The sequence below is a fragment of the Streptomyces sp. NPDC019224 genome, from assembly GCF_040632605.1.
In the GTDB taxonomy this organism is placed as follows: Bacteria; Actinomycetota; Actinomycetes; order Streptomycetales; family Streptomycetaceae; genus Streptomyces.
In genome coordinates this window covers 1-25863 of sequence record NZ_JBEYCF010000026.1, presented here as the reverse complement: position 1 = coordinate 25863, position 25863 = coordinate 1, and the positions used below count along the sequence as shown (strand labels likewise).

Sequence of the window (25863 nt, the reverse complement as noted above, 5' to 3'; positions counted from 1 at the left end):
ATCTGAGATCTTGTTCCCATCATCCCGTATCCGCCCATGGGGCAACCCGGGGGGCCGTAGCGGCGTCCCACTGACCACAGACGAATCCGAGCGGCTGAGGGGTGGCGACCACACCCCAGGGGGACACGCGGCCGACGCGCACCGTACGGTTGAACGCCCGCAGTCGGCCGCATGAAAACGTGATGGAGAAGTTCCGGATGCCGCACGCCACCACCGCGCCCGCTCCGCTCCCCCGGCCCCGCTGGTGGACCGAGCTGCCGCTCCTGGCCCTGGTGTACGCGGCGTACTCCGGTGGCCGTCTCCTCGTACGCGGCGACGTGGCCACGGCCGTCGACCACGGCCTGAGCATCCTGCGCCTGGAAAAGGCCCTGTTCCTGAACGCGGAGCACCCGCTCAACCGCCTCTTCACGGCGCACCCCTCCATAGGCATACCGTCCGACTTCGCGTACGCCTCCCTGCACTACGCGGTCACCCCGGCCGTCCTGATCTGGATGTTCCGGCGCCACTCGGCCGTGTACCGCAGGGCACGCACCTGGCTGATGACCTCGACGATGCTCGGCCTGATCGGCTTCACGCTGATGCCGACGTGCCCGCCGAGGCTGCTGGCCGCGAAGCACGGGTTCGTCGACACGATGGCCCAGTACAGCTCGTACGGCTGGTGGGGTACGGAGGCGAGCGCGCCGCGCGGCATGGGCGGCATGACCAACCAGTACGCGGCGATGCCCAGCCTGCACGTCGGCTGGGCGCTGTGGTGCGGCATCCTGCTGTGGCGCCACGCCAAGCACCCGCTCCTGCGGGCCGCGGGCATCGCCTACCCGCTGATCACCACGTTCGTCGTGATGGGCACCGCCAACCACTACCTGCTCGACGCGGTCGCCGGCTGCGCCGTGATGGGTGTCGGCGCCCTGCTGGCCCGGCCCGTGATGCGCCTGGCCGACCGGGTCAGGGCGGCCGTCCTGCCCCGCTTCGCCCAGGCGTCCTCGACCGTACGGTCCCCGGATGTCAGTGACGGGTGCAAGACTTCCGCGGGTGAGCGAATCCCCGGCCAGCGGACCTCCTCCGCAGAACCATCCGACGCGGCAGCAGCGGCCGGTCCGCCTGCCCGGGCCGACGTCACCGACCGGGCAGGACGGACCCCCGGCGGGGACCCTGCGACGGCGGCTCGCTGAGCTGAGGGGCCCGGCGGTCGCCCCGCGCCCGCTGGACGCCCGCGCGCTCGCGGCCCTCGCCGCCAACCCGGGCTGCAAGCGCCGCGCCCTGCTCGACGGGGCCGGGGTCGACAAGGGCGCGCTCGCCTCCGCGCTGGGCTCACCGGCCCCCTTCGGCCAGTCCCAGTTCGCCTTCATGCGGGGCAACGCCTTCGAGGCCCGGGTCAAGGCCGACGGCGGTACGGAGCTGATGCGCCTGCTGCACGAGCGGCTCGGCGGGTCCGGTGAACCGCCGCGCGAGGTGGGGGTGCCGGATCTGACGGCCGCCGGGCCCGAGGGCCGCGCGGCCAGGACCGCGCTGGCGCTGCGGGAGGCGACGGAGACGGGCCGCTGGGCGCTGCTCGACCACCCGATGCTCGCCCTGGAGGTGGCGGGCTCGCCCTCCTATCTGGAGCCGGACGCGGTGGTGGTGCACCCCGACGGCACCTGGACGGTCGTCGAGATCAAGTCGTTCCCCATGATCGACGGCTCCGCGGACGCCGCGAAGGTGGGTGCGGCGGCCCGCCAGTCCGCGGTGTACGTGCTGGCGCTGGAGCGGGTCGCGGAGCTCGTGGACGGGGCGCGGGTGGGCCACCGGGTGCTGCTGGTGTGTCCGAAGGACTTCTCCAACCTGCCGGCCGCCTCCGTCGTCGACGTACGCAAGCAGCGCGCCGTCACCCGCCGCCAGCTGACCCGGCTCACCCGCGTCGAGGAGATCGCGGCGGCCCTCCCCGAGGGCGCCACGTTCGATCCGGAGCGCTCCCCCGAGGAACTGGAGACGGCCGTCGGTTCGGTCGCCGCCGCCTACGCGCCGGAGTGCCTGGCCGCCTGCGAGCTGGCCTTCCACTGCCGGTCCCGGGCGCGGGCCGAGGGGGCCGTGGAGGCGCTGGGGCGCGGGGTGCGGGGTGAGCTGGGCGGTCTGACGACGGTCGCCCGGGTGCTGGCGGCGGCCGCGGGCAAGGAGGGCGATCCGGCCGACCCGGCGGTCGCCGCCCTGCGCCGCGCGGCGGCCCTGCGTGCTGAGGCACTGGAAGGGCGCGCCGTATGTCACTGATCACCACGCTGGCCCGGCTGGAGGCCGTGGAGAGCGGCCGGGCCAGGCCGACGGCCACCGTCCGCCACCGCCGGCTGACCGACCGGCCGCTCGTCCTGGTGCCGCTGACCACGGCGGGCGAGGCGGGCGCCCCGCTCGGCGCGCTCGTCGGCACGGACCGGGACGCGCCCCGGCTGCTGGCCGTGGCCCAGCCCCGCGACCGGGACCTGCGCTTCGCCTTCCTCGCCGAGCTGGCCGAGGCGGTCCTGCCGCACATCGAGGCGTACACCGACGTCGTCGAGCCCGCCGAGCGGAGCGAGACCGATCCGGCGACCGGGAAGCGGGTCAGGGTCGAGACCGAGCTGTGCGTGGACGCGGCGCAGATCGTCGTGCCGAGCCGGGCGGGCGTCGAGTTCGTCCGGCTGCTCGGCCGCTCCATGCGCTTCCGCCGCACCGCCGAGGACGACCCGGACACCCCGTATCCGGCGCCCGCCCGGGTCCCGCTGCTGGGGCGCTGGCTGACGCACTACGGGGAGCGGGCCCGGGTCCCCGGCTCCTCGCTGCTGTTGGCGTGCACGGATCTGCTCAACCGGCACTGGGCGACCGGCCAGTCGAATCTGGAGGACCAGCATCTGGGGGCCCTGCTCGCCTGGATCGACCCGCCGGCGGGCGAGTCCGGTGCCCAGGCGGCGCTCCGCGCGGAGCTGGCCCGGGACGCGGCGGGGCAGCTGCTGTGCCCGCCGGCCGGTCCGGCCACCGACCCGGACTTCGACAACCGGCTGCTGGCCCCCGCGATCGAGAGGTACGACCGGGCGCGCGCCTCGCTGGCGGCGGCCGAGGACGGGCTCGCGGCCGACGCCCTGCTCGCCGGGCTGACCGGGGCCGAGCGCGAGATCAGGGCGCTGCTGGCCGGGGTGCTGCGGCCGACCTGGGACGCGGTGTGGCGGGGACTCGATCTGCTGCGTGAGCTGCCGGAGGGGGCCAGGACCGAGGACCGCTGGTCCCGGGACCGCTGGTCGTTCACCGCCCACCGCGACCGGGTGCGCTCCGGTGAGCCGCCGCAGCCGCGCCGGGACGACGCGGTGACGGCCGCCCGCAAGCTGGCCGCCCGGGAGACGGCGCAGGCGCAGCTGGACGCGCAGGAGGCACTGGACGATCCGCTGGTGCTGGCGGGCCGCCGGCTGGCCGGGGAGGCGTTCGTCGGCGAGGTGAGCGCGGTGGAGATGGCGTACAGCGAGTCGAAGCGGCCCTCGCCGCGGCCGCTGGTGACGGTCCGCACGGAGGAGCGGCCGCAGCTGGACGAGGGGGTCAAGGTCTACCGCTCGCTGGACGGCAGGCCGCAGACCGCCCAGTTCGCGGGGTACGGCCCGGCGGAGGAGGGCGGCGCGCGCTCGCTGGTGCTGCGGATCACCGACCGGATGGGGCGGGGGAAGGAACCGGCCCCGGGGTCGGTCCCGGAGCCGGGTGACCGGATCGTCTGGACCCTGTTCGAGCACGACCAGCGCGGTGGGCCGCAGCTGCCGGAGGCGGAGGAGACCCCGTGGACCCACGGCGGTCCGCCGGGCGGCCTCGAAGCGGCCGAGCTCCCCGACCCCGTGACCCCGGAGGACCTGCTGTGACGGCCGTATTCGACCCGGGCGCCTCGGCGGGCCTGGCGACCGCGAAAATCCTGGACGACACGCTGAACGGCACGGCCCGGGGTGTCGTGGTGGACTCCCCGCCGGGGGCGGGCAAGTCGACGCTGGTGGTGCGCGCCGCGCTGGAGCTGGCCGCGGCGGGCCGCCCGCTGATGGTGGTCGCGCAGACGAACGCGCAGGTGGACGACCTGGTGACGCGGCTCGCGGAGAAGGAGCCCGGGCTGCCGGTGGGCCGGCTGCACAGCAACGACCCCGACCCGTACGACAAGGCGCTGGACCGCCTGGAGAACGTGCGCAAGTCCGCGAAGGCGGCGGATCTGGCGGGTCTTGACGTCGTGATCTCGACGGCGGCGAAGTGGGCCCATGTGAAGAACGTGGAGCCGTGGGGGCACGCGATCGTCGACGAGGCGTACCAGATGCGCTCGGACGCGCTGCTGGCGGTGGCCGGGCTCTTCGAGCGGGCGCTGTTCGTGGGTGATCCGGGCCAGCTGGACCCGTTCTCGATCGTCGGCGCGGACCAGTGGGCGGGGCTGAGCTACGACCCTTCGGCGAGCGCGGTGAGCACGCTGCTCGCGCACAACCCGGAGCTGCCGCAGCACCGGCTGCCGGTCTCCTGGCGGCTGCCGGCCTCGGCGGCGCCGCTGGTGTCGGACGCGTTCTATCCGTACACCCCGTTCCGCAGCGGCACGGACCACGGCGACCGGCGGCTGTCCTTCGGGGTGGCGTCGGACGGGTCGGCGGCGGACCGGGTGCTGGACGAGGCGGCGGAGTCGGGCTGGGGGCTGCTCGAACTGCCGGCCCGGCACACCCCGCGCACCGACCCGGAGGCGGTGCGGGCCGTCGCCCTGGTGGTGCGCCGGCTGCTCGACCGGGGCGGCGCGGCCGTCAGCGAGCGGTCGCCGGAGCCGGTCCCGGTGACGGCGGACCGGGTCGCGGTCGGCACGGCCCACCGCGACCAGGCGGCGGCGGTGCGCGCGGCGCTGGCGGAGCTGGGCGTGTCGGGGGTCGCGGTGGACACGGCGAACCGGCTGCAGGGGCGTGAGTTCGACGTGACGGTGGTGCTGCACCCGCTGTCGGGCCGCCCGGACGCGACCGCGTTCCACCTGGAGACGGGCCGGCTGTGCGTCCTGGCCTCCCGCCACCGGCACGCCTGCATCGTGGTCTGCCGGGAGGGGGTCACCGACCTGCTGGACGAGCATCCGTCGACGGAGCCGGTCCAGCTGGGCGTCACGGTGAAGTTCCCGGACGGCTGGGAGGCAATGATGTCCACATGGGATCACTGGTCCGAACACCGGGTGGCCTGGCGTCCCTGACCACCGCTCCAGCACCTGTCCAGCCGGCGATCAGCACGACGCCGCCCAATCCGCCGGACGGAGTCCGGCACGCCGCCGGAGGCGGCCGATGGTTACAGCCCGGACGGCTGGGAGGCGAACCACGCGGTGCCGGCGCATCTGGCGGAACACCGGGTGCGCCGGGGTTGTTGAGTGCGCCGGGGGTGCGGCCGGGCTGCCGCGCGCCCCGGCCGTGACACTTCCGGCGCCCTTGCGGGGGCCCGGACAATGGAGGGTGGCCGTCGGGCCGTCCGAGGAGGAAGACCACATGCCCCAACCCGAGCGGAGCGAGCAGCAGCGGCTGCGTCCCGCACCTCTGCTCTTCGAGCCGGCGTCCGCCGTCGCCGACCCGGAGCACTTCTTCGACCTGGAGTCGATGGACGATCCGAAGGAGCTGCTGGGCCGGGCGACGGAGCTGGCGCTGGCCTTCCGCGCCGCGACCGACCGGGCGGTGGAGTACCAGGCGATAGCCGCGGCCCAGCTGGCCGATCCGCGCCGGTTCGACCGGCTCACGACCGCGGACCTCGCGCGGCGGGCGGAGTGGACCGAGGACTACGCGAAGAAGATGGTCGAGTTCGGCCGCACGCTGCTGAACGCGCCGCCGTCGTAGGCACCCGGGTACCACCACCGGCATATGCCCGGGCGAACCATACTCCCCGTCCGGTTATCGTGTCCCGGTTTTCGGCAACTCTCGGAATCCGGCCGGTCACCCCCGGTAGACCTGTGCACATGACCGCATGGCTGCCCGACGAAACGACCCTGCACCACGGCGACGGACCCTGCCTCCGCGCCGGCCACGACGCCGGCCTCTTCTCCGCGCTGAGTGAGCCCGCCCGGCATCAGACGGCCCAGGTCACCGCGGCCGGTGCCGCGTGGCTGGCCGGGGCGTCGGCGTACCCGCGCAGCGCCCTGGCCCAGTGGGAGTCGCGCCCGACGGCGCCCGGGGTCCTGCCGTGCGGCACGGCGTTCGACGTGGTGAACGTGCCCACGCTGTTCGGGCGCCGGATGCTGGAGCACCTGTGGGCCGACGGCCCGGGCTCGGGTCCGGTCGCCTCGCACCGGGGCCGGATGCTGCTGTTCGCGTCGCCGGGCACGGCCCAGCGGCTGCCTTCGCTGCTGGAGTGGGAGGAGTGGGGCGGCGGTCCGCACGGCCGGGACGGGAGCGGTACGACGATGCCCCCGCTGCTCTGCCACGGCACCGGGGACGCGGTGACGGTGCCGCCCCTGACCTGCGACGAGGAGTACGCGGGGCCTCGTTGGCTGGTGGCCCCGGACACGCGCAGCCCCTGGCTGCCGGGGCCGGACGTGCTGCTGTGGGCGTGCGTGCGGGTGGCCCGTTCCGCGCCCGCTCCGACTCCCCGGATTTCGATTTTTCCTCTCCCCGATCAGGGTGCTAAGGTCTACGACGTCAGCAGGCGCCGCTAGCTCAGTTGGTTAGAGCAGCTGACTCTTAATCAGCGGGTCCGGGGTTCGAGTCCCTGGCGGCGCACAGACGGAAGAAGCCCCTCGCGAGAGCGAGGGGCTTCTTCGTTGTCCGGTACGGGTCCCGTCAGGTTCCCGTGGTGATGCGGATCGTCCAGGAGCCCGAGGGCGTCCGGTCGGCGACCTCGATGGTGGCGTGCGCGCCGGGGACGGAGTACGTCTCGCCGACGCGCAGCGGGGCGTCCGCGAGCGGCGGGTAGACCGACCGCTCCCAGCAGGCGTCGGTGTCCGGGTGGGTGTCGAGCACCTCGACGGGGCCGCCGCCGGAGGGGGTCTCGTTGCGCACCCGGTAGAGCAGGACGCCCTCGGCGCAGGTCGAGCGGTCGTTGCCGGTGGAGCCGCGGGCCTCGACGGCCACCACGCTGCCCTCGCCGGTCCTGATCACGGCGAGCCGGGTGCCGAGGGAGGCGCCGGGGACGGGGACGGCGGCCATCGGTTCGAGGGTGACGACCCGGTCGCTCTGGACGCAGACCACCTGCCGGTCGTCCAGCCAGCCCAGCTTCCACTTGTGCCAGCCGAAGAGGTCGGGCGCGAGCCCGAACTGGCTGCCCATGACGTCCCAGTCGCCGACGTGGGTGTCCCAGTCGCCCTCGCCGTCGGAGGGCCGGTGGTAGAGGTCGGGCAGGTCGAAGACGTGTCCGGTCTCGTGGGCCAGCACGTTGTGGTCCGGCGGGTGCTGCTCGAAGACCGTGACGACGCGCCTGATGTCCGTGCCGTCGGCGCGCAGGGGCCGGTCGAAGTTGACGACCTTGGTGGCGTCGGAGTCGACGCCGGGGGCGTCCGGGTCGGCGACGAGGTAGACGATGTCGTAGCGCGAGAAGTCGATCCGGGCGTCGGCCACGCGGATCGCGTCGCGCAGGTAGGCGCCGCGCCGGTCATTGGCCCAGTCGCGCTGTATGCCGTACCAGGTCGAGGGCTTCGGCATCCGGATCCACTGCCGCTGCGGGTGCGGGCGCAGGGTGAACTTGCCGTACGAGGCGCGCCGGAAGAACTGGGTGGTGGCCGGGAAGTGGTCCGAGGTGAGTTCGGCGGGGGTGGTGGCCGGGCGGGCGTCGGGGAACGAGAGGAAGACCATCACCGCGTCCAGGGCGCGGTCCGGGCGCGGGTAGGCGCCGTTCCACCGGTCGACGCCGAGCGAGTGGTGGGCGGGGGTGCGAGGCAGTGCGCAGGGAGCGGCTTCCCCGGTGGCGGCGGCCGCGGGCCCGGCGACGAGGGAGGTGGCGGCGAGCGCCAGCAGCGAGATCAGCCCGGCCGCGAGTCCGCGTGGAGTCGGCCTCTCCACCCGTGAGGGCCGGGGCTGACGCGGCACATCTACCTCCGGTGCGGGTGGCGGATACCTCCGGGGCGGGGCGCCCGCGACTCCGGCGCGGAGCACGACCCGGGAACCCTCGCGTCCACTTTGTGGGGCTATTGCCGTTTCGTCACGCCGAACTCCCCCAGTCGAGTCACCCTCTCGCCACCCGCCTCCCTCACGGACGGTCACAAATAATCACTGGCACAACGTGCGAGAGCGAGAACGTGCAGAAACAATCAGTCAGGGACAAACCGGATCGGCGTTCGCATGGGCCGTGCGAGTCGCACGAGGGGCTCCCGAGGGCCGGGGCGCTGGAACGGCCGGGGCGCGGCCCTCTATGCTTCACCTCGCTTTCCTGCGCGGTTGCCGCCTCTCACGAGGGCGCTCCACGCGGCGGGCCAGTCCGGCGGAGGTGTCCGGGACAGAACTGCAGGGCGGAGCGAACGGTGAGCGCAACCTCCGAAGGGCCGGGGCCCACGGCGGGCACGGCACCCTCTGCCCGGCGACCGATGGTGACGGAGGGTCACGAGATGGGGCCGTCCGGCGCGTCCGCCACCGAGACGCCCGACTACCGGGCCGCGTTCCGGGCCGCCGCCCTGCCGATGGCTGTCGTCGACCCCGAGGGCCTGATCGTCACCGCCAACGAGGCGCTCGGGGCGCTGGCCGGCACCGGCGCGGCGGCGCTCACCGCGCAGTCGGCGGCCGACCTGGTCGACCTGGCGGCGGACGCCCGCGCCTGGCACGCGTACCGCGAGGTGCTGCACGGCCGGCGCTCCCGCTTCCACTGCACCCGCCGGCTCAAGCACCCCGACGGGCGCGCGCTGTGGGCCGAGATCACCGTCGTACCGATGCCGGACGGCCGGGGGGCGGCGGAGGGCGGCGCGCCGGGCCGGGCCCTGCTCTCCGTCGCGGACGTCAGCGACCGGCGCGAACTGCAGCAGCGGCTGCGCCACCTCCAGATGCACGACCCGGTGACCCGGCTGCCCAACCGGACGCTCTTCTTCGAACGGCTGTCGGCGGCGCTCGGGCCCTCGCTCCCCCAGAGCCGCGAGAACTCCCGTGTCGGGCTCTGCTACCTGGACCTGGACGGCTTCAAGGCGGTCAACGACACGCTGGGCCACCGGATCGGCGACCGGCTGCTGGCGGCCGTCGCCGCACGGCTCACGGACTGCGCCGAGCAGGAGGGCGCGTACCCGGCCGGCGTCCCGCTGGTGGCGCGGCTCGGCGGCGACGAGTTCGCGATCCTGGTCGAGGAGTCCACCGGCACCGAGCAGCTGACCGACCTGGCACGCGCGGTGCTGGGCGCGCTCCAGCAGCCCTTCGACCTCGCCGGGCAGCGGCTCTCGGTCTCGGCGTCGATCGGGGTGGTGGAGCGGCCCGTCGCGGACACGTCGGCCACCGGTCTGATGCAGGCCGCCGACACCACGCTGTACTGGGCGAAGGCCGACGGGAAGGCCCGCTGGACCCTGTTCGACCCGGAGCGCAACGCCCACCGGATGACCCGCCAGGCGCTGTCGTCGACCCTGCGCCCGGCCGTGGAGCGCGGCGAGTTCACCATCGAGTACCAGCCGCTGGTCGGCATGGCGGACGGGGTGGTGCGCGGGGTCGAGGCGCTGGTGCGCTGGAACCACCCGCAGTTCGGCATGCTCTCGCCGAATCGGTTCGTCGCGATCGCCGAGGAGGACGGTTCGATCGTGCAGCTCGGCCGGTGGGTGCTGCGCTCCGCCTGTCGGCAGGCCAGGCGCTGGCAGCTCGACCACCCGGCGAAGCCGCCGCTGTTCATCAGCGTCAACGTCGCGGTGCGCCAGGTCTGGGACTCCGACCTGGTCACCGATGTCGCGGAGATCCTGGCGGAGACCGGGCTCGACCCGGCGCTGCTGCAGCTGGAGCTGACCGAGTCCGCGGTGATGGGGTCGGCGGGCCGGCCGCTGCGGGCCCTCCAGGCGCTCAGCGACATGGGCGTCCGCATCGCCATCGACGACTTCGGCACCGGCTACTCGAACCTCGCCTACCTGAGCCGCCTGCCGGTGTCCGTGCTCAAGCTGGACGGCGCCTTCGTGCGCGGTTTCCGTTACGAGGACGGCACGCACCCCAGCCCCGCCGACGAGACGATCGTGGAGGCCATGGTCGAGCTGGCGCACCGGCTGGGCCTGACCGTCACCGCGGAGTGCGTGGAGACGGCCGGCCAGGCCGAGCGGCTGCGCCGGATCGGCTGCGACACCGGACAGGGCTGGCTCTACTCGCGGGCGGTCGCCCCGGAGCGCATCGCCGAGCTCATCGGGACGCCCGCGCCGGAGGCGTGACCCCGGACCGCCGCGCTCCCCTCACGCCCCCGGCAGCCCGTACGCGTCGGCGATCAGGCCGTAGCTGTGCAGCCGGGCCTCGCCGCCGTGGGCGTTGGCGGTGATCATCAGCTCGTCGGCGCCGGTGCGCTTGGCCAGGTCGTCCAGGCCGGAGCGGACCTCGTCGGCGGTGCCGTGGACGATGTTGGCCAGCCAGCTGTCGACGAACTCGCGCTCCATCGGGGAGAAGGCGTACGCCTCCGCCTCCTCGGGCGTCGGGACCAGGCCGGGCCGCCCGGAGCGCAGCCGGAGCATCGACAGGGCACCGGTCAGCACCTGGCGCCGGGCCTCGCGCTCGTCGTCGGCGGCCAGGGCGGCGACGCCGATCAGGGCGTAGGGGGCGTCCAGGACCGTGGAGGGCTTGAAGGAGTCGCGGTACAGCTCCAGCGCCGGCACGGTGTTCTGGGCCGAGAAGTGGTGCGCGAAGGCGAACGGCAGCCCGAGCACGCCGGCCAGCCGGGCGCTGAAGCCGGAGGAGCCGAGCAGCCAGACGGGCGGGCGCGCCGGGGACTGGACGCCGCCCTCGGCGGTGGCCTGGACGGGGCCGGGGACCGCGTGGATGCGGGCGTAGGGGTGGCCGTCGGGGAAGTCGTCGTCCAGGAACCGGGTCAGCTCCATCAGCTGCTGCGGAAAATCATCCCCAAGGTCTCGGCTTCGCTCGACCAGGGGAGACCCCACTGCCCCTTCGTTCAGCCGGTCGGTGCGCCGGAGCGCCGCGGCCGTGGCGCCGTCCGTGCCGGGGGCGCGGCCCAGGCCGAGGTCGACGCGGCCGGGGGCCATCGCCTCCAGGGTGCCGAACTGCTCGGCGATGACGAGCGGGGCGTGGTTGGGCAGCATGACGCCGCCCGAGCCGAGGCGGATGCGCTCGGTGCGGGCGGCGGTGTGGGCCAGGATCACGGCCGGGGACGAGGAGGCGACCCCGGGCATCGAGTGGTGCTCGGCGACCCAGTAGCGGTGGAAGCCCCGGCGCTCGGCGAGCTGGGCGATCTCCACGCCGGTGCGCAGGGCCTGGCTCGCCGTGCGGCCCTTGCCCACGGTCACCAGGTCCAGCACGGACAGCGGCACGGGGGCGGTCCCCCGGGCCGTGCCGCGGATCTCGTCGCCCTGGATCTCGTCGCCTCGAATCTCGTCCACGTCCTGGCCTCTCCGGTGGTGCGCGTCAGTGCCTCGTCTGTCCGGAGAACACGAACAGGAGGTTGACTCCGTTTATTCCGGGCGCCGCCTCTCAGTGCTTCTTCCCGTGGGCGTACGCCCGTCCGCTCCCCCGGCTCACCGGGGCCGGCGGCTGCTCGCGGGCGGCGAAGAGCGTGCCGAGCCGCGGGGCCCAGGCGGGGCGGTCGGCCAGGCGCAGGGCCTCGCGGGCCGCCACCTGGTTCGCGGTGAGGACGGGCTTGCCGAGCGCCTCCTCCAGTTCGGGGAGGTGGGAGACCGTGTGCAGGGCCGTGTCGGGGATCAGGACGGCCTCCGCGTCGGGGCGGTCGGCGGCCCGGGCCAGGCCGAGGACCCGCTCGCCGTCCCACGAGGCGGCCTCGGCGGCGTCGGTGACGCCCGCCGCGTGGGTGCCGGTCACCTCCAGGCCGGTCTCGCGGAGGAAGGCGGTGAACCGCTCGGCGAGGGCCTCGGGGTAGGTCGCGGCGACCGCGACGCGCGTGGCGCCCAGCTTCCGTACCGCGTGCACGAAGCCGATGGAGGTGCTGGACGCGGGCACACCCGCCGCCCGGGCGAGGGCCGCGGCCTGGTCGTGGGCGCCCCGCCACCCGTGCGGGAAGCTGCCGCCGTCGCAGGCCCAGACGATGGACTGGACCCCGGAGCGCTGCAGCTCCTCGACGCCGGCGGCGAGCCGGCCGGGGGTGCCCAGCGCGCTCAGGGCGTCCTCGCGGTAGGCGCCGTCCGGGCTCTCGGTGTGGTGGACGACGAGTCTGATGGTGCTGTCGAGAAGGATCTCCATGCGCGGGTAGTCGTCCTCGGCGAAGTGGCCCGGGTAGAGGAATCCGACGGTCGTCATGTCCACCCTTTCTCTGCACCTGCGTCCGTACCGCGGCGGGTCGTCCGTCGCGGCCGCCGCGCGAACCGGCGGCGCTGACCGGTTTCCCCGTTCCTGTTCCAGTATTCCGCCATCCGCCCCGGTTATCGCCCCGGGCGGCCGGGCGTGCGCATGGGCGGCGGCCGGGCGGGCACCCGTCGCAGCACGGGGCCGGGGGCGGGATATCCCGCCCAAACCCCGCCTTCCGCCCTCCCCGCGGACACGGGAAGGTCACCCTCCGGCCACCGTTCGATTACATGCGCTCTCTCCCTGCATAGACGCACCGGATCGGGCAGGCGCTAGGCGCCTGTCCGGCGGATCTTCGCCGGGCGGGCGCCAGGCCTGTCCGGACTGTTCGAACCCTTCAGGAGAGCGCGAACCATGGCTGACTTCCCGAACCTGTCCCGCCGGGGATTCCTCAACCGATCGGCAGCGGTGGGCGGTCTGCTCGTCGTCCCGGGCCTCCTCGCCGCGTGCAGCAAGGCCGGTGAGGGCTCCGCCGACGGCGAAGGCGCCCTCGAGAAGCTCCGCGAGCAGGGTTTCGTACGGGTCGCGTACGCCGACGAGGCGCCGTACGGCTACATGGAGGGCAAGGAACTCAAGGGCGAGGCGCCCACGTTGCACCGCGAGATCTTCAAGGCGCTCGGTGTCGACGAGCTGAAGCCCACCCTCTCCGAGTGGGACGGCCTGATCCCCGGACTCAAGGCCGGCAAGTACGACGTGGTCAGCGCCGGCATGGCGATCACCCCGGAGCGCTGCGCCAACGCCCTCTTCTCGGAGCCGGAGTTCATCTCGCCGACCGCGATGATGGTGAAGAAGGGGAACCCGAAGAAGGTCACCGACCTCGCGTCGGCGAAGGCCGCCGGGATCACCCTCGGCGTGATGGCGGGCGCGGTCGAGGGTTCGTACGCCAAGGGCGCCGGCATCCCCGAGAGCAGGATCAAGACGCTGCAGAAGCCGCAGGACGGGGCGGACGCGGTCAAGGGCGGCCGGGTGGACGCGTTCCTGCTGACCGGGATCTCGCTGCGCTGGCTCGCCAGGACCAACGAAGGCACCGAGGTCACCGACGCCTTCCTGCCCGAGCTGGACGGCGTGAAGCAGTACAGCCCCGGCGGCGCCGTCTTCCGCCAGGGCAACGAGGAGCTGCGCGACGCGTTCAACCGCGAGCTGAAGAAGATCGTCGCCGACCGGTCCCGCTATGTGGAACTGCTGCGCGACTACGGCTTCGGCGCGACCGAGCTGCCGCCGGCCACGCTGAAGACGGCCGATCTGTGCAAGGGCTGACGGGGACGGTACCCATCGCATGAATGACTTCTTCTCGGCCTTCGCCGACGATCTGCCGCAGCTGCGGTCGGGCCTGTGGGTGACCCTGGAGGCCACGGTGCTCGGCGCCCTGGTGGCGCTGCTCCTGTCCTTCGCCCTCGGCCTGATGTCGCTCAGCCGGCTCCTGCCGGCGCGCGGGGTCTCCCGCGTGGTCGTGGAGTTCTTCCGCGGCACCTCGCTGTACGTGCAGCTGTTCTGGCTGTACTACGCGATGCCGCAGCTCACCGGGTACGAACTGACGCCGCTCGTCTGCGGGGTGCTCGCGTTCGGCCTCAACTACGGGGCGTACGGCGCCGAAGTGGTGCGCGGCGCGGTCAACTCCGTACCGCGCGGGCAGTACGAGGCGGCGCTCGCGCTGAACATGTCGCCGCTGCACCGGATGCGCAAGGTGATCCTGCCGCAGGCGTGGGTGCAGATGATCCCGTCGTTCACCAACCTGCTGATCCAGCTGCTGAAGGCGACCCCGCTGCTGTGGCTGATCTCGGCGGCGGACCTGATGACCGCCGTCGAGAAGCTGCGCAGCCGTACGGGTGAGACCCTCACCGCCTACGCCACGCTGCTGGTCTGCTACTTCGTCCTGGCCTACGCGCTGACCCTGCTGATGAACCTGCTGGAGCGGTCCGCCAAGCGGCGGCTCGGGCTGGCGGCGGGCGGGAAGAGCCTGCTGAGGACCCGTAGCGCCGTGTCCGCCGCCCAGGCCGGAGGTGCCCGGTGAACAGCGACTTCGACTGGGGCGCCGTCGGCGACGCGTTCCCCCGGGTCCTCGACGGGTTCTGGACGACCCTGCTGGCCACGGTGTTCGGCACGCTGGTCGCCGCGGTCCTCGGGCTGGCCGTCGCGGTCGCCGGACGGGCCCCGAGCCGGCTGGTGACCGTGCCGGTGAAGGCGGTGACGGAGTTCGTCCGCTCCACCCCGCTCCTGGTGCAACTGGTGGGCGCGGCCGCCCTGTTCACCTCGGTGGAGCCGCTCACCATCGGCATCGTGGTGCTGGGCGTGCACTACGCCGCGTACACCTCCGAGGTGTACCGCGCCGGGATCGACGCCGTGCCGAAGGGGCAGTGGGAGGCGTGCCGGGCGCTGTCGCTGACGCCCCGGCGGACCTGGCAGGCCGTGATCCTGCCGCAGGCGGTCCGCAACGTGCTGCCCGCGCTCGGCAACTACGCGATCTCCATGTTCAAGGAGACGCCGTTCCTCGCCGTGATCACCGTGCACGAGATGGTCTTCGAGGCCCGCGGCTACGGAACCGAGAACTTCCGCTACATGGAGGTGTTCACCCTCGCGGGACTGATCTTCCTGGTGGCGAGCTACCCCACCTCGCTGTTGATGAGAAAGCTGGAGAAGCGCCTTGGCCACTGAACCCCTCCCCCTGCAGAAGAACGCGGCCACGGCCCCCGAGGCCGCCCGGCCCGCCGGCGCGCCCGAGGACGCCGGGCACCCGCTCGTCCGCTTCGACAAGGTCGTCAAGCGCTACGGCGACCACACGGTCCTCGACGAGCTGGACTTCACGGTCGAGCGCGGCGAGCACGTCACCCTGATCGGGCCCAGCGGCTCGGGCAAGACGACGATCCTGCGGCTGCTGATGACGCTGGAACGGGTCAGCGACGGCGTGATCTGGATCGACGGCGAGCCCCTGACCCACACGCGGGCACCGGACGGCTCGCTGAAGCCGGCGCCCGAGAAGCACCTGCGCGCGGCCCGCCGGAAGATCGGCATGGTCTTCCAGCAGTTCAACCTCTTCCCGAACATGAAGGTGCTCCAGAACATCACCGAGGCGCCCGTCAACGTGCTCGGCAGGGACCGGGACGAGGCGGAGGCCAGGGCCCGGGAGCTGCTGGAGCTGGTGGGCCTGTCCGGCAAGGTCGACGCGCACCCCTCGCAGCTCTCCGGCGGCCAGCAGCAGCGGGTCGCGATCGCCCGCGCGCTGGCGATGGAGCCGGAGATCCTGCTCCTGGACGAGGTGACGTCCGCGCTGGACCCGGAGCTGGTGGCCGGGGTGCTGGAGCTGCTGACCGACATCGCCAGGAACACCGACATCACGATGCTCTGTGTGACGCACGAGATGAACTTCGCCCGGGACGTCTCGGAGAAGGTGCTGATGTTCGACGCCGGGCGGGTCGTGGAGTCCGGTTCGCCGGAAAAAATCTTCACCGACCCCTCGCACGAACGCACGCGCGAATTCCTCAACGCAGTGCTGTGACCTCGGCATCCGTCGCCCGTGCATGACTCCGGCATATGCCATTCGGGTGCGCCCCTGCTGACAGTGGCGGGGCGCACCCACAAGTCCGCCGGACCGCCCCCTGAACAGGCCCCCGACGGCTATCGTGGTGGCGAAGCCTCCGGCCCGCCGGCCGGCCTCCGGTCCCAACTGGTAGGGGGAAACCGTGGCGTTGAAGCCCGAACCGACCGCGCCGTTCCACTCGGTGCAGTACGCCCTTCGCGTTCTCGAAACGGTCTCCAAGCACGGCAGCGGGGTCACGGACACCCAGATCTCGCGGGAGACGGGCCTGCCCCTCGGCCACCTCTCTCCCCTGCTGCTGACGCTGCGCCGCGAGGGCTACGTCGAGCAGATCACCGACGGGGCGTACGTCATCGGCGCCTCGCTGCTGCTGCTCGGCTCGGGTGCGGCCCGCCGGCAGGCCCTGGAGTCCAAGCTCCAGCAGACCCTCGCCCAGCTGCGCGACTCGGTCGGCGCGGCGGTCTACATCAGCCGGTACGTGGACGGCGAGATCCGCGTCACGCAGTACGCCGACAGCCCGCTCACCCCCGCGGTCAACGAGTGGGTGGACTTCAGGTCCGCGGCGCACGCCTCGGCGATCGGCAAGTGCCTGCTGACCCAGCTGGACCAGAACGGCCGGCGCGACCACATCTCGCGGCACAAGACGGCCCGGCTGACCTCGCGCACGATCACCAACGAGAAGGTCCTCTTCTCCAAGCTGGACAGCCAGCCGGCCACGGTCCCGGTGCTCGACCTCCAGGAGTACGCGGTCGGCACGGTGTGCGCGGCGGTACCGCTGACCGCCGGGGCGTCGGCAGGCTGCCTGGCCCTGTCGATGCCGGTGGAGGACGCGCACCGGCTGCGCGCGGCGGCGGACACGCTGAACCGGCGCGCGGCCCCGGTGCTGCTGTCGCTGGCCCTGTAGGACCGGCCCCGGGGCGCCCGGGGCGGGTGTGTCATCAGCACCCCTGGGGACCAGGTATTATTTTTCACGTCAGCAGGCGCCGCTAGCTCAGTTGGTTAGAGCAGCTGACTCTTAATCAGCGGGTCCGGGGTTCGAGTCCCTGGCGGCGCACAGACAACGCACGAGGCGGTTTCCGTATCCACGGGGACCGCCTCGTGCGTTTTGCGCTGCCCGCAGCCATGTACGAACGTTTTACACAGTCGTACTAGACAAGCGTTTTAAACGGCCGTACATTCCTTGGCATGACGAACCCCACGAGCACCACCGCCGCCCCCGGCGCACTCGCCGGCCGTCGGGAGTGGACCGCCTTCCTGGTCCTGCTCCTCCCCCTCCTCCTCGTCTCGATGGACGTCTCCGTCCTCTTCTTCGCGATCCCGTCCATCGACCGGGACCTCGCCCCCAGCGCCACCCAGCAGCTGTGGATCTTCGACGTGTACGCCTTCGCCCTGGCCGGCCTCCTCATCACGATGGGTTCGCTGGGCGACCGCATCGGCCGCCGGAAACTGCTGATGGCCGGGGCCCTCGCCTTCGGCGCCGCCTCGGTCTGCGCCGCGTACGCGGACAGCCCGGAGATGCTGATCGCGGCCCGGGCCGTCCTCGGGATCGGCGGGGCGACGCTGATGCCGTCCACCATCGGGCTCGTGCGCAACATGTTCCGCGACGAGCGGCAGCGGGCGAAGGCCATCGGCATCTGGTCGGGCGCCATGGCCGGCGGGGTCGCGCTCGGCTCGGTGTTCAGCGGGGTGATGCTGGAGCACTTCTGGTGGGGCTCGGTCTTCCTGATCAACGTGCCCGCGATGGTCCTGCTGCTGGTCCTCGTACCGCTGCTGGTGCCGGAGTTCAAGGACCCCGCACCGGGCCGGTTCGACTTCCTGAGCGTCCCGCTGTCCATGGGCGCGGTCCTGCCGGTGGTCTACGGCATCAAGGAGAGCGCCGCCCACGGACTCGACGCCGAGCGGGCCCTGGTCATCGCCGCCGGTCTGGCCGTCGGCCTGCTCTTCGTCCGCCGGCAGCGCACCCGCTCCGACGCGATGATCAGCCGTGAGCTGTTCCGGGGCCGCGGCTTCGGCATCGGGATCGGACTGAACGCGCTGGCCGCCTTCGCGATGATGGGCTCGTCCTTCTTCACCACCCAGTACCTGCAGTCGGTGCTCGGCATGAGCACGATGGAGGCCGCGCTGTGGAGCCTGGCCCCGTCCCTGGCCGTGGGTGCGGCGGCCCCCGCGGCGACCGCGCTCGCCCAGCGGACCCCGCGCGCCTACGTGGTCTGCGGCGGCTTCGCGGTCGGGGCGGCCGGCTTCGGGCTCTTCACCCTGGCCGGGACCGACTCGCTGGCCCTGCTGCTGATCGGCGCGGCCGTGATGAGCAGCGGCATCGTCGCCGTGATGGCGCTCGTCTCGGACATGGCGATGGCCGTCAGCCCGGCGGAGAAGGCCGGCTCGGCCGCCTCGCTGCTGGAGACCGGGCAGGAGTTCGGCGGCGCGCTGGGCATGGCCCTGCTGGGCGCCGTCGCCACCGCGGCCTACCGGGCGGACATGCCCGCCTCCGCACCCGGGGCCGCCCGCAAGACGCTGCCGGGCGCGCTGGCCACCGGCGACGACTCGCTGATCGCGATCGGCCGGGAGGCCTTCGTGCACAGCATGCGGTACGCCTCGGTGACCGGGTCCCTGGTCCTGCTGACCGGTGCGGTGCTGGCCGCGACCCTGCTGCGCCGGGCGACCCGGCCGGCGCCGGCCGTCGAGGCGCCGGCCGCGGCTCCGGTTCCGGCCCGGGTCTGACCGTGGCCCGGCCCGTACCGGCACGGCGAAACCCGGGGCGTCCTTCGACACCCCGGGTTCGGTGTGCTGCCCGCCGGCAGCACGTCAGTCACGCGGCACGGCCGCCGGCGGACGTCAGAACTGCACGTCCGAGCACGCGTAGAACGCGTTGGCGGTGTCCGCGACGTTCCAGACGCTCAGGATGATGTGCTTCCCGGACTTCTGGGTGGGGATGGTGCCCTGCTGGGTCAGGGTCGCCGGGGGCTGCTTGCCGCCGTACGGCACCGTCATGAAGGGCTGCGGCTCCAGGTCCGCCCGGGTGAGCGGCTTGGTGGGGTCCCAGCCGTCCTTGGTGATGTAGTAGCGGAAGTCCGACGTGGCGTGCCGGGCGGTGAACTGCCAGCGGAAGCTGAAGCCCTGACCGGCCGTCACCTTGGTGGCGGGCCAGTTGCCGCCGCGCGGGTCGTCGAGCTGCGCGAACTCGCCGTGACCGCCGGAGCAGATCTTCCCGTCGGCCGGACCGGCCGCCGGGAAGCCCTTGGGGCCCTCGACGCTCTGCGGCTCCCACTGGATGTTGCCGCAGCCGGTCACCGTGCCGTTGGCACACAGTTTCTGACGGCTGATCGGGTTGTCCGTGTAGCCGTGACTGCTGGCGCTGCCGGTCGCGAACATCGAGACGCCCGCTACCGCAAGACCGACCAGGGCCGCACTTGCCTTCATACGCATTGCTGTCGCTCCTCGGATACGTGGGGGGAGGGGGATTCCATGAGCACTGCCGCGCACGCGCGTTCTGCGGTCTAGACCAAGGCTCAGATTATTGCCGCGCCTTGAACATGTCCAGACCAATGAGCGCGGGATTCCGGTTGCCCCGGAACCTCCCCCACGCCTCCTCAGGCGCCGTCGCCTCCGACCCGCCCGGTGTAGAAGGCCACCGTCAAGTCCTTGACCAGGGACTTGCGTTCGTAGTCGTCGAGCTCCACGAGCCCCCGGGCCGTCAGCCGGCTGACGGTGTCGTCCACCGCGTCCACGACCGACGTCAGGACGCTGTCCCGGTGCTGGGCGTCGATCGCCGCGATCCGGCGCCGCTGCATCGCCGCCGCCACCTCCGGCGCGTACTCGATCCCGGTCGGCTGCGCCGAGTACACCTCGACGCCGACGGGCTCGCAGTCCGCCTTCAGCATCCGCGTCAGCGCGTCGCCGACCGCCTCCGCGTTGCGCAGGGTGTGCGCGTCCTCGTGGAAGGCGTCGGCGGGCAACTGGGACAGGACCCGCGCCATCGCCGCCTCGACCTGCTCGCGCAGGTACGTCTCGTGGTCCTCGACCCCCAGCGCCGCCCGCGCGGTGTCCTTGACCCGCCACACCACCTGGACGACGACCCGCAGCGCCGTGCCGTTCGCGTCCACCGCGGGCAGCGGCTCGCTGCGCCAGTGCCGCAGCCGTACGTCGACGCGGCGGCGCAGCAGCAGCGGGCTGACCCACATCAGCCCGGTCCGCCGCACGCTGCCCCGGTACTGGCCGAAGAGGGTGAGCACCCCGGCGTAGCCGACCCGGCCCCGGCTGAGACCGCCGAACGCGAACAGCACGACGGTCGCCAGGACCACGAGCGCCGCCCAGGCACCGGTGCCGAGTCCGTCGTACGGTCGCGGGCCGAGCCCGAAGCGGGCGAGAACGGCGGCCGGCACCACACCGGTCCACCACAGGACCCCGGCCGCCGCCGCGATCCCGCCGAAGCCGGTGAGCAGCGCGGCCCAGCCGGGCAGTGCGGGTCCCGGCCGCTCGTGCAGGCGGGGGTCGGCCTCGGGCGCGGGCCGGGTCGAGGGGCGCACCTGCGGCGACCTCGGCACGGGCGGCCGCCGCACCCCGGCCCCGGGCTCGCCCCCGCCCGGCCGTACGACGGTGGGCGGCACGGCACCGGCACCGGCGTGCCGGTCCTCACGGAAGAGGAGGTGCACGGGGATGGAGGCGGTGCGCTCGTTGGCGATGACCGCCCGGTGCCGGCCGCTGTCCCGGAGCGGGTCGGTACGGGACCCGGCGTCGTTACGGGACCCGGTGTCGGTGCGGGACCCCCCGTCGTTACGGGCCCCGGTATCGGTACGGGACCCGGCGTCGGGCCCGGGGACGAGGACCGGCCCCGCACCGGAGGCCGCGCCGGCGAGGGCGGGTACCGGTTCGCGGTCGGGTACCGGTTCGCGGTCGGGCGCGCGGGTCTCGGGGACCGGCGCGGACGCCCGGGCCTCGGGGACCGGCTCGGGTGCCCGGGCCTCGGGGACCGGCTCGGGTGCCTGGGTCTCGGGGACCGGCTCGGGTGCCCGGGCCTCGGCGATCCGTAGGGGGGCGGGCGCGGGCTCCGGTGCGGAGGCGGGCGCCGGCACCGCGGCGCCCGCGGGCACCGCGTCGGCGGGCTCCTTCTCGTCGCCCTCCGCGTCCGCTTCCGCCGTCGCGGGCACCGACACCGACGCCGAGGTGGCACCGAGCGGCCCTCTGCGGTCGTCCTCGCGCGGCACCAGATCGAGCACCAGATCGACGACTGAATCGGAACCGGAGGCTTGACGCGTACCGGAATCCGCGGCCTCCCCGGCCCCTCGCCGCGCACCGGCCCCGGCCCGCTCGCACTCCCCCGGGCCCGGCACATCGACCACCACCTCGCCCCCGGCGGGCACCGACACGGCGACCGGCGCGAAGATCGGAGGGGCCTGCCGGCCCGCCCCGTCCCGCCCGGGCACGGCGTCCCGCACCGGCAACCCGTCGGCGATCGGCACCGCGTCCCACACCGGAACCGCGTCCTCCGCCGCCCCGCCGCCCCGGCCCGGAAACGCGTCCCTCACCGCCTCCGCCCCCTCGCCCATCGCGGCCCGGGCGCCTGCCGCCCAGGCGTCCGTGACGCTGCCCGCCCCGCCCGGCCCCACCCATTCCCTTACCGGGACCGTCCCGTACCGCTCCTCCCCGTACTCCGTCTTCCGGCCGTGCTCCGGGTTCCCGGAACTGTCCGACACCGTGGATCGCATTACCGCCTCCGTCATGTCCGTCGTGTCACGCGAAGAGTCGCCGCCAGGTCTCCGGGCCCGGATAGCCGTCGGCCTCCGTGCCCCGCCAGCCCTGGGCCTTCTGGAAGGCCTCGACATTGCGCCGGTCCGCCTCGGTCCACCGGGGACCGGGGCCCGACCGGTAGTGCGCGCCGTATCCCTTCTTCACCAACTGTTTTCCGAGCCTGTCGACATGGCTGTTGGACCGGCCCGGCCGGAAATGGCCCCGCCCGGGGAAGGCCGGAACCGCCTTGGAGCCGCTCTGCCCGCTCGCGGCGGGGATGTCGCGGCCGGTTCCGTTCACCAGGAGTTCCCAGGTGTCGGGGCCGGGGATGCCGTCGGCCTCGGCGCCCTTCCACCCCTGGGCCCGCTGGAACGCCTGGGTGGCCCGGCGGTCGGCGTCGGTCCAGACCGGACCGGGGCCGATCCGGTAGAAGCGCTTGCCGCCCCGCGCGGCGAGCATGGTGCCGAGCCGGGTGACGTGGGCGTTGTTGGCGCGGGGACCGAACTTCGCCGCCCCGGGGAAGGGGGTCGTGGCGGCCTCGCCGGTGGATTTCCCCGGGGTCAGGCCCTTGTAGCGGTAGGCGACATAGCTGCCGGAGTTGGTCCAGTACGCCAGGGGCGTCGTCTGCTTGCGGGTGTGCGGCTTGGTCTGCTCGTACGCCGTGTAGTGGGTGTGCGTGTGGTCGGTCCAGCCGCCGAAGACCGTGACGTGGGAGCCCTTCGCGGGGTCGGCCGGGTTGTGGAAGAGCAGGATGTCGCCGGGCTGCAGGTCCTGGCGGGCGATGCGCGTGCCGTACGCGGCGAGGCTGCCGGTCCACTCGTTGCCCGGCAGGTTCCAGGCCATCGAGACATAGCCGGAGCAGTCCTGCCGGTACCCGTCCGACCAGTACTTCGCCGTGCTGTACGGGACCTGCGCGGCGACCCACGCCTTCGCGCGGTTGATGATGTCGGCCCGGGTCGTCGCCCGCGGCACGGGCGCCCCGGCCGGAGTCGCCGGCGATCCCGGCGAGCCGGACCCCCGCAGCGGTCCGGGGACGCCCTGCGGGCTGTCCGGCAGGGGGCCGAGGCCGGTCGGCACTCCCGTACCGGGCACCGGGGCGGGATCGGCCGGGGCCCCGACGGACTCCGCGGCCCCGCCGCCGAGCACCACCCCGGCCGCGGTGACCAGCACCACCGCGCGCCGCACGCCGTGCGCGGCCGGGTTCCCTCCGCACCGCGCGGGCGGTCTCCCGGCGGCGGTCCGCCGCTGGGCGGCGCACCCCGGGCAGGGACAGTCGGTGGCGGGTACGTACTCCTCGAAGACCGGCACAGTCATGTGATTCCCCTCCGCAGTCGTCAAGTTCTTCGGGCGCATCTGCTCGGGCGTCAGTGTGGCAATACTCGTGACATACCGCAGTTTGACGGATAGAAGGGAAAAAACGACCATCCGACAGGCCGGGAGGCGGCGCATTGGTCAGGAGCACCGCTCGGAATCGGGTAGAGTTCTCCAGGTCAGCAGGCGCCGCTAGCTCAGTTGGTTAGAGCAGCTGACTCTTAATCAGCGGGTCCGGGGTTCGAGTCCCTGGCGGCGCACGCACAGTCAAGGCCCCCTCGCTTCGCGCGAGGGGGCCTTGATCGTTTCCGGGGCGTCCGCGCCACCGCTTCGCCGCGTGCGGAGGGTGACTGATTATCGACGTAACGTCAGAACGCGGGTGGGCGGGCGGAGCCCGTCCCCCTACAGTGGGTCGTGCGGCAGGCCTCCCGTGTCCGCGCCGGGCCACTCCCGCGGCCCGCGCACCGCGGTCGAGGACCGGCCCGGCCGCCGCCCGGTGACGGGTGGCGGCCGGGCCGGGGACCGCAGGAGTTCAGACGGCGCCCGCCGGCGCCTCCCCCTCCGCCGCGGACCTCTCGCCGGTGAGGTAGGCCGAGACGACCACGTTCGCGGTGTACGAGCGCGACGCGCGGTCGTACGTACCGCCGCAGGTGATCAGCCGCAGCTCCGCCCGGCCGTCCTCGCGGGGCCCGTACGCCTTCCCGGCGTCGAACCGCGCGCGGGTGAGGACCTGGACGTCGTCAATGGTGAACTCCGCGATCGTGCCGTCCGTGCGGGTCACCTCGACCTTGGCGCCGGGGCGGGCCGCGCTGAGCCCGTAGAAGACGGCCGGCTCGGCCTCGGTGTCGACATGTCCGACGAACAGGGCCGGGCCCTCGGCGCCGGGCTCGGTGCCGGCGCCGTACCAGCCGACCGCCTGGGGCGTGTCGAAGGACGGCGGCTCGATGGCGCCCTCCGCGTCCAGGCCCCGGGAGACGACGGCGGCCCGGACGCCGATCGAGGGGATCTCGACGCTCCGGGGAGCGGCGCCCCCGATCGGCTCGTGCGCCGGGGGCAGCGGGACGCCGAGCGGGCGCCCGACCGCGGCGACGTCGCCGGTGGTCGGGGCCGAGCCGATGCCCGAGCCGTCGGTGATGCCGCGGCCCCACAGCCACAGGCCCAGCAGGATGACGGCCCAGGCCACTCCGGTGAGCAGCCTGCCGTGACCCGCCGAGTCCTCCGATGCAGACATGTCAGTCGGCCGCCGAGCGGCGACGGCGCACGCTGCGGAAGGCGACGGCGACGGCCGCCGCGGCGGCCAGGCCGAGGCCGATCACCTCGTGGGTGGTGCCGGGGCCGTCCTGCCCGGCGCTCTCGCTCGCGAGCACGGCGGTGCCGCCGCCGCCCGCGCGGACCGGGGCGACGGGCATGGGGTGCTCGCGGTGGACGACGGTGAAGGTGGTGGTCGCCCGGGTGCGCTTGTCGTCCTTGCAGATCGCCTGGACGTCGTAGTCGCCGGGCTCGGCGTCCGCGCGGACGCGGGCCTCGGCGAAGAGCGTCCGGTCCCCGCCGGGCGAGAACCGCGCCTCGGAGACGAAGGCGTCGGAGTTCCCCTTGGCCTCCTTGGCCTTGCAGCCGGCCAGCTCCAGCTCGACCTCACCGCCCGGCGCGACGGACGAGGGGGAGACCGACAGGGTGACGCGGGACCGCGGGTCCTCGTGGCCGGAGCCGGATTCGGCCAGTGCCGCGGGAACGGGCACCAGGGTCGCCGCGGCCACAGCGGCGGCACAGAACGTAAGGGGTATGGAACGCATCGTGAACCTCCTGAGGGAAGGTTCACGCGCGCGGGGTCTCTTCGCATCCGCAGCGGGGGGGACGCTGGGCCGGTGGAGTGGGGGGAGCGAACGCGGTACGGGGCCGCTCCCCCACCGGAATCCGGTGTCAGCCCAGGTCGACGAGGTCGACCAGGTCGGCGATGGAGTCGACGACCGTGGACGGGCGGAACGGGTACCTGTCGATGTCGGCGACCGTGGTCAGCCCGGTGAGCACCAGGAACGTCTGCATGCCCGCCTCCAGACCGGCCAGCACATCGGTGTCCATCCGGTCGCCGATCATGGCGCTGGACTCGGAGTGCGCGCCGATCGCGTTGAGCCCGGTGCGCATCATCAGCGGGTTCGGCTTGCCCGCGAAGTACGGGGCCTTGCCGGTCGCCTTGGTGATCAGGGCGGCGACGGAGCCGGTCGCGGGCAGCGGGCCCTCGGCGGACGGGCCGGTCTCGTCCGGGTTGGTGCAGATGAACCGGGCCCCGGCGTTGATCAGCCGGATCGCCTTGGTGAGCGCCTCGAAGGAGTACGTACGCGTCTCGCCGAGCACCACGTAGTCGGGGTCGTGGTCGGTGAGGACGTAGCCGATGTCGTGCAGCGCGGTGGTGAGCCCGGCCTCGCCGATGACGTACGCCGTGCCGCCGGGCCGCTGGTCGTCCAGGAACTGGGCGGTGGCGAGCGCGGAGGTCCAGATGTTGTCCACGGGCACGTCCAGGCCCATGCGCTGGAGCCGGGCGTGCAGGTCGCGGGCGGTGTAGATCGAGTTGTTGGTCAGGACCAGGAAGGGCAGTCCCGAGTCACGCAGCCGCTTGATGAAGGCGTCGGCACCGGGGATCGGGGTGCCCTCGTGGATGAGGACGCCGTCCATGTCGGTGAGCCAGGACGAGATCGGCTTGCGCTCTGCCATGTGGGACTCCAGTTGCCGTACGCCAGATGCGGGGACGCCGGCGGCACCGCGTTGTGCAGCGCCGACGCCCCCGAGTTTAGGTGGTCCGGCAATTGGGGGGTGGAGGAAGGAGCGGGGCTGGGTGCGTGCAGCTGCAAGGCGGAGGATTGAGCCATGGCGGAGCCATGGTGATTGACGACACCGGTGCTGGAACTCCTCGTGGCTCAGCCGGCTGCCCGCGTTCCACGA

22 protein-coding genes and 3 tRNA genes are annotated in these 25863 nt (G+C 73.4%); 16 read left to right on the top strand and 9 right to left on the bottom strand.

Features of this window, described 5'->3' with window-relative positions; genetic code table 11:
* Positions 1-197: 197 nt before the first annotated feature.
* The 7 genes from ABZ564_RS18390 (at position 198) to ABZ564_RS18360 (ending at position 6677) form a co-directional block, all read left to right on the top strand.
* Positions 198-1169 carry a phosphatase PAP2 family protein gene (locus ABZ564_RS18390; protein WP_360857205.1) on the top strand — a complete coding sequence of 324 codons (972 nt, stop codon included), beginning with the start codon at positions 198-200 and terminating at the stop codon, positions 1167-1169.
* The gene (locus ABZ564_RS18385) at positions 1099-2241 is read left to right on the top strand and encodes a hypothetical protein (RefSeq protein WP_360857202.1); all 1143 of its coding nucleotides are present in this window, start codon (positions 1099-1101) and stop codon (positions 2239-2241) included. Before ABZ564_RS18390 ends, ABZ564_RS18385 begins: the two co-directional genes overlap by 71 nt.
* Entirely contained in the window at positions 2232-3839 is a 1608-nt protein-coding gene (locus tag ABZ564_RS18380; protein ID WP_360857058.1) for a hypothetical protein, read from the top strand. The genes ABZ564_RS18385 and ABZ564_RS18380 overlap by 10 nt, the downstream gene beginning before the upstream one ends.
* Positions 3836-5170, top strand: coding sequence for an AAA family ATPase (locus ABZ564_RS18375; RefSeq protein ID WP_360857055.1), 1335 nt, complete (start codon positions 3836-3838; stop codon positions 5168-5170). Before ABZ564_RS18380 ends, ABZ564_RS18375 begins: the two co-directional genes overlap by 4 nt.
* Positions 5171-5456: 286 nt before the next feature.
* Entirely contained in the window at positions 5457-5798 is a 342-nt protein-coding gene (locus ABZ564_RS18370) for a hypothetical protein (protein WP_360857053.1), read from the top strand.
* A gap of 119 nt (positions 5799-5917) precedes the next feature.
* Positions 5918-6613 (top strand): bifunctional DNA primase/polymerase, encoded by a 696-nt coding sequence (locus ABZ564_RS18365; protein ID WP_360857050.1) that lies wholly within the window; start codon positions 5918-5920, stop codon positions 6611-6613.
* Positions 6604-6677 (top strand) — tRNA-Lys (locus ABZ564_RS18360). Before ABZ564_RS18365 ends, ABZ564_RS18360 begins: the two co-directional genes overlap by 10 nt.
* A gap of 60 nt (positions 6678-6737) precedes the next feature.
* On the opposite strand, the gene ABZ564_RS18355 is transcribed toward ABZ564_RS18360, so the two are convergent.
* Positions 6738-7952: a M6 family metalloprotease domain-containing protein gene (locus ABZ564_RS18355; RefSeq protein WP_360857200.1), complete on the bottom strand. Its 1215-nt coding sequence runs from the start codon at positions 7950-7952 to the stop codon at positions 6738-6740.
* A gap of 458 nt (positions 7953-8410) precedes the next feature.
* On the opposite strand from ABZ564_RS18355, the gene ABZ564_RS18350 reads away from it, so the two are divergent.
* Entirely contained in the window at positions 8411-10267 is a 1857-nt protein-coding gene (locus ABZ564_RS18350) for an EAL domain-containing protein (protein WP_360857047.1), read from the top strand.
* A gap of 21 nt (positions 10268-10288) precedes the next feature.
* Here ABZ564_RS18350 and ABZ564_RS18345 read toward each other — a convergent pair whose 3' ends face one another.
* The gene (locus tag ABZ564_RS18345; RefSeq protein WP_360857044.1) at positions 10289-11440 is read right to left on the bottom strand and encodes an LLM class flavin-dependent oxidoreductase; all 1152 of its coding nucleotides are present in this window, start codon (positions 11438-11440) and stop codon (positions 10289-10291) included.
* 91 nt (positions 11441-11531) lie between these two features.
* On the bottom strand, positions 11532-12311 hold the full coding sequence (locus ABZ564_RS18340) for a decarboxylase (RefSeq protein WP_360857041.1): 780 nt from the start codon (positions 12309-12311) through the stop codon (positions 11532-11534).
* Between the two features lie 399 nt (positions 12312-12710).
* On the opposite strand from ABZ564_RS18340, the gene ehuB reads away from it, so the two are divergent.
* The 7 genes from ehuB (at position 12711) to ABZ564_RS18305 (ending at position 18609) form a co-directional block, all read left to right on the top strand.
* Positions 12711-13613, top strand: a complete 903-nt coding sequence (gene ehuB / locus ABZ564_RS18335) for an ectoine/hydroxyectoine ABC transporter substrate-binding protein EhuB (protein ID WP_360857038.1) — start codon at positions 12711-12713, stop codon at positions 13611-13613.
* Positions 13614-13632: 19 nt separating this feature from the next.
* Entirely contained in the window at positions 13633-14367 is a 735-nt protein-coding gene (gene ehuC / locus ABZ564_RS18330) for an ectoine/hydroxyectoine ABC transporter permease subunit EhuC (protein WP_360857035.1), read from the top strand.
* Positions 14364-15008 carry an ectoine/hydroxyectoine ABC transporter permease subunit EhuD gene (gene ehuD / locus ABZ564_RS18325; RefSeq protein WP_360857032.1) on the top strand — a complete coding sequence of 215 codons (645 nt, stop codon included), beginning with the start codon at positions 14364-14366 and terminating at the stop codon, positions 15006-15008. The genes ehuC and ehuD overlap by 4 nt, the downstream gene beginning before the upstream one ends.
* Entirely contained in the window at positions 14998-15849 is an 852-nt protein-coding gene (ehuA, locus tag ABZ564_RS18320; protein ID WP_360857030.1) for an ectoine/hydroxyectoine ABC transporter ATP-binding protein EhuA, read from the top strand. Before ehuD ends, ehuA begins: the two co-directional genes overlap by 11 nt.
* A gap of 184 nt (positions 15850-16033) precedes the next feature.
* Positions 16034-16792, top strand: a complete 759-nt coding sequence (locus tag ABZ564_RS18315) for an IclR family transcriptional regulator C-terminal domain-containing protein (protein ID WP_360857027.1) — start codon at positions 16034-16036, stop codon at positions 16790-16792.
* 76 nt (positions 16793-16868) lie between these two features.
* Positions 16869-16942: transfer RNA gene (locus ABZ564_RS18310), tRNA-Lys, on the top strand.
* A gap of 131 nt (positions 16943-17073) precedes the next feature.
* Complete coding sequence (locus ABZ564_RS18305; protein ID WP_360857024.1) at positions 17074-18609, top strand: MFS transporter; 1536 nt, start codon at positions 17074-17076, stop codon at positions 18607-18609.
* Positions 18610-18723: 114 nt separating this feature from the next.
* Here ABZ564_RS18305 and ABZ564_RS18300 read toward each other — a convergent pair whose 3' ends face one another.
* The 3 genes from ABZ564_RS18300 to ABZ564_RS18290 form a co-directional block, all read right to left on the bottom strand.
* Positions 18724-19314 carry a lytic polysaccharide monooxygenase auxiliary activity family 9 protein gene (locus ABZ564_RS18300; protein WP_360857021.1) on the bottom strand — a complete coding sequence of 197 codons (591 nt, stop codon included), beginning with the start codon at positions 19312-19314 and terminating at the stop codon, positions 18724-18726.
* 164 nt (positions 19315-19478) lie between these two features.
* Positions 19479-21593 (bottom strand): SPFH domain-containing protein, encoded by a 2115-nt coding sequence (locus ABZ564_RS18295; RefSeq protein WP_360857019.1) that lies wholly within the window; start codon positions 21591-21593, stop codon positions 19479-19481.
* A gap of 25 nt (positions 21594-21618) precedes the next feature.
* On the bottom strand, positions 21619-22929 hold the full coding sequence (locus tag ABZ564_RS18290; RefSeq protein ID WP_360857016.1) for a peptidoglycan-binding protein: 1311 nt from the start codon (positions 22927-22929) through the stop codon (positions 21619-21621).
* 183 nt (positions 22930-23112) lie between these two features.
* Here ABZ564_RS18290 and ABZ564_RS18285 point away from each other — a divergent pair.
* Positions 23113-23186: transfer RNA gene (locus tag ABZ564_RS18285), tRNA-Lys, on the top strand.
* 272 nt (positions 23187-23458) lie between these two features.
* Here ABZ564_RS18285 and ABZ564_RS18280 read toward each other — a convergent pair.
* The 3 genes from ABZ564_RS18280 to ABZ564_RS18270 form a co-directional block, all read right to left on the bottom strand.
* A complete protein-coding gene (locus ABZ564_RS18280; RefSeq protein ID WP_360857013.1) occupies positions 23459-24157 on the bottom strand; it encodes a class F sortase in 699 nt (232 codons plus the stop codon).
* A 1-nt stretch (position 24158) separates the two neighbouring features.
* Positions 24159-24719: a hypothetical protein gene (locus tag ABZ564_RS18275; protein WP_360857010.1), complete on the bottom strand. Its 561-nt coding sequence runs from the start codon at positions 24717-24719 to the stop codon at positions 24159-24161.
* A 127-nt stretch (positions 24720-24846) separates the two neighbouring features.
* Positions 24847-25635, bottom strand: a complete 789-nt coding sequence (locus ABZ564_RS18270; RefSeq protein WP_360857007.1) for an HAD-IIA family hydrolase — start codon at positions 25633-25635, stop codon at positions 24847-24849.
* Between the last annotated feature and the right edge of the window lie 228 nt (positions 25636-25863).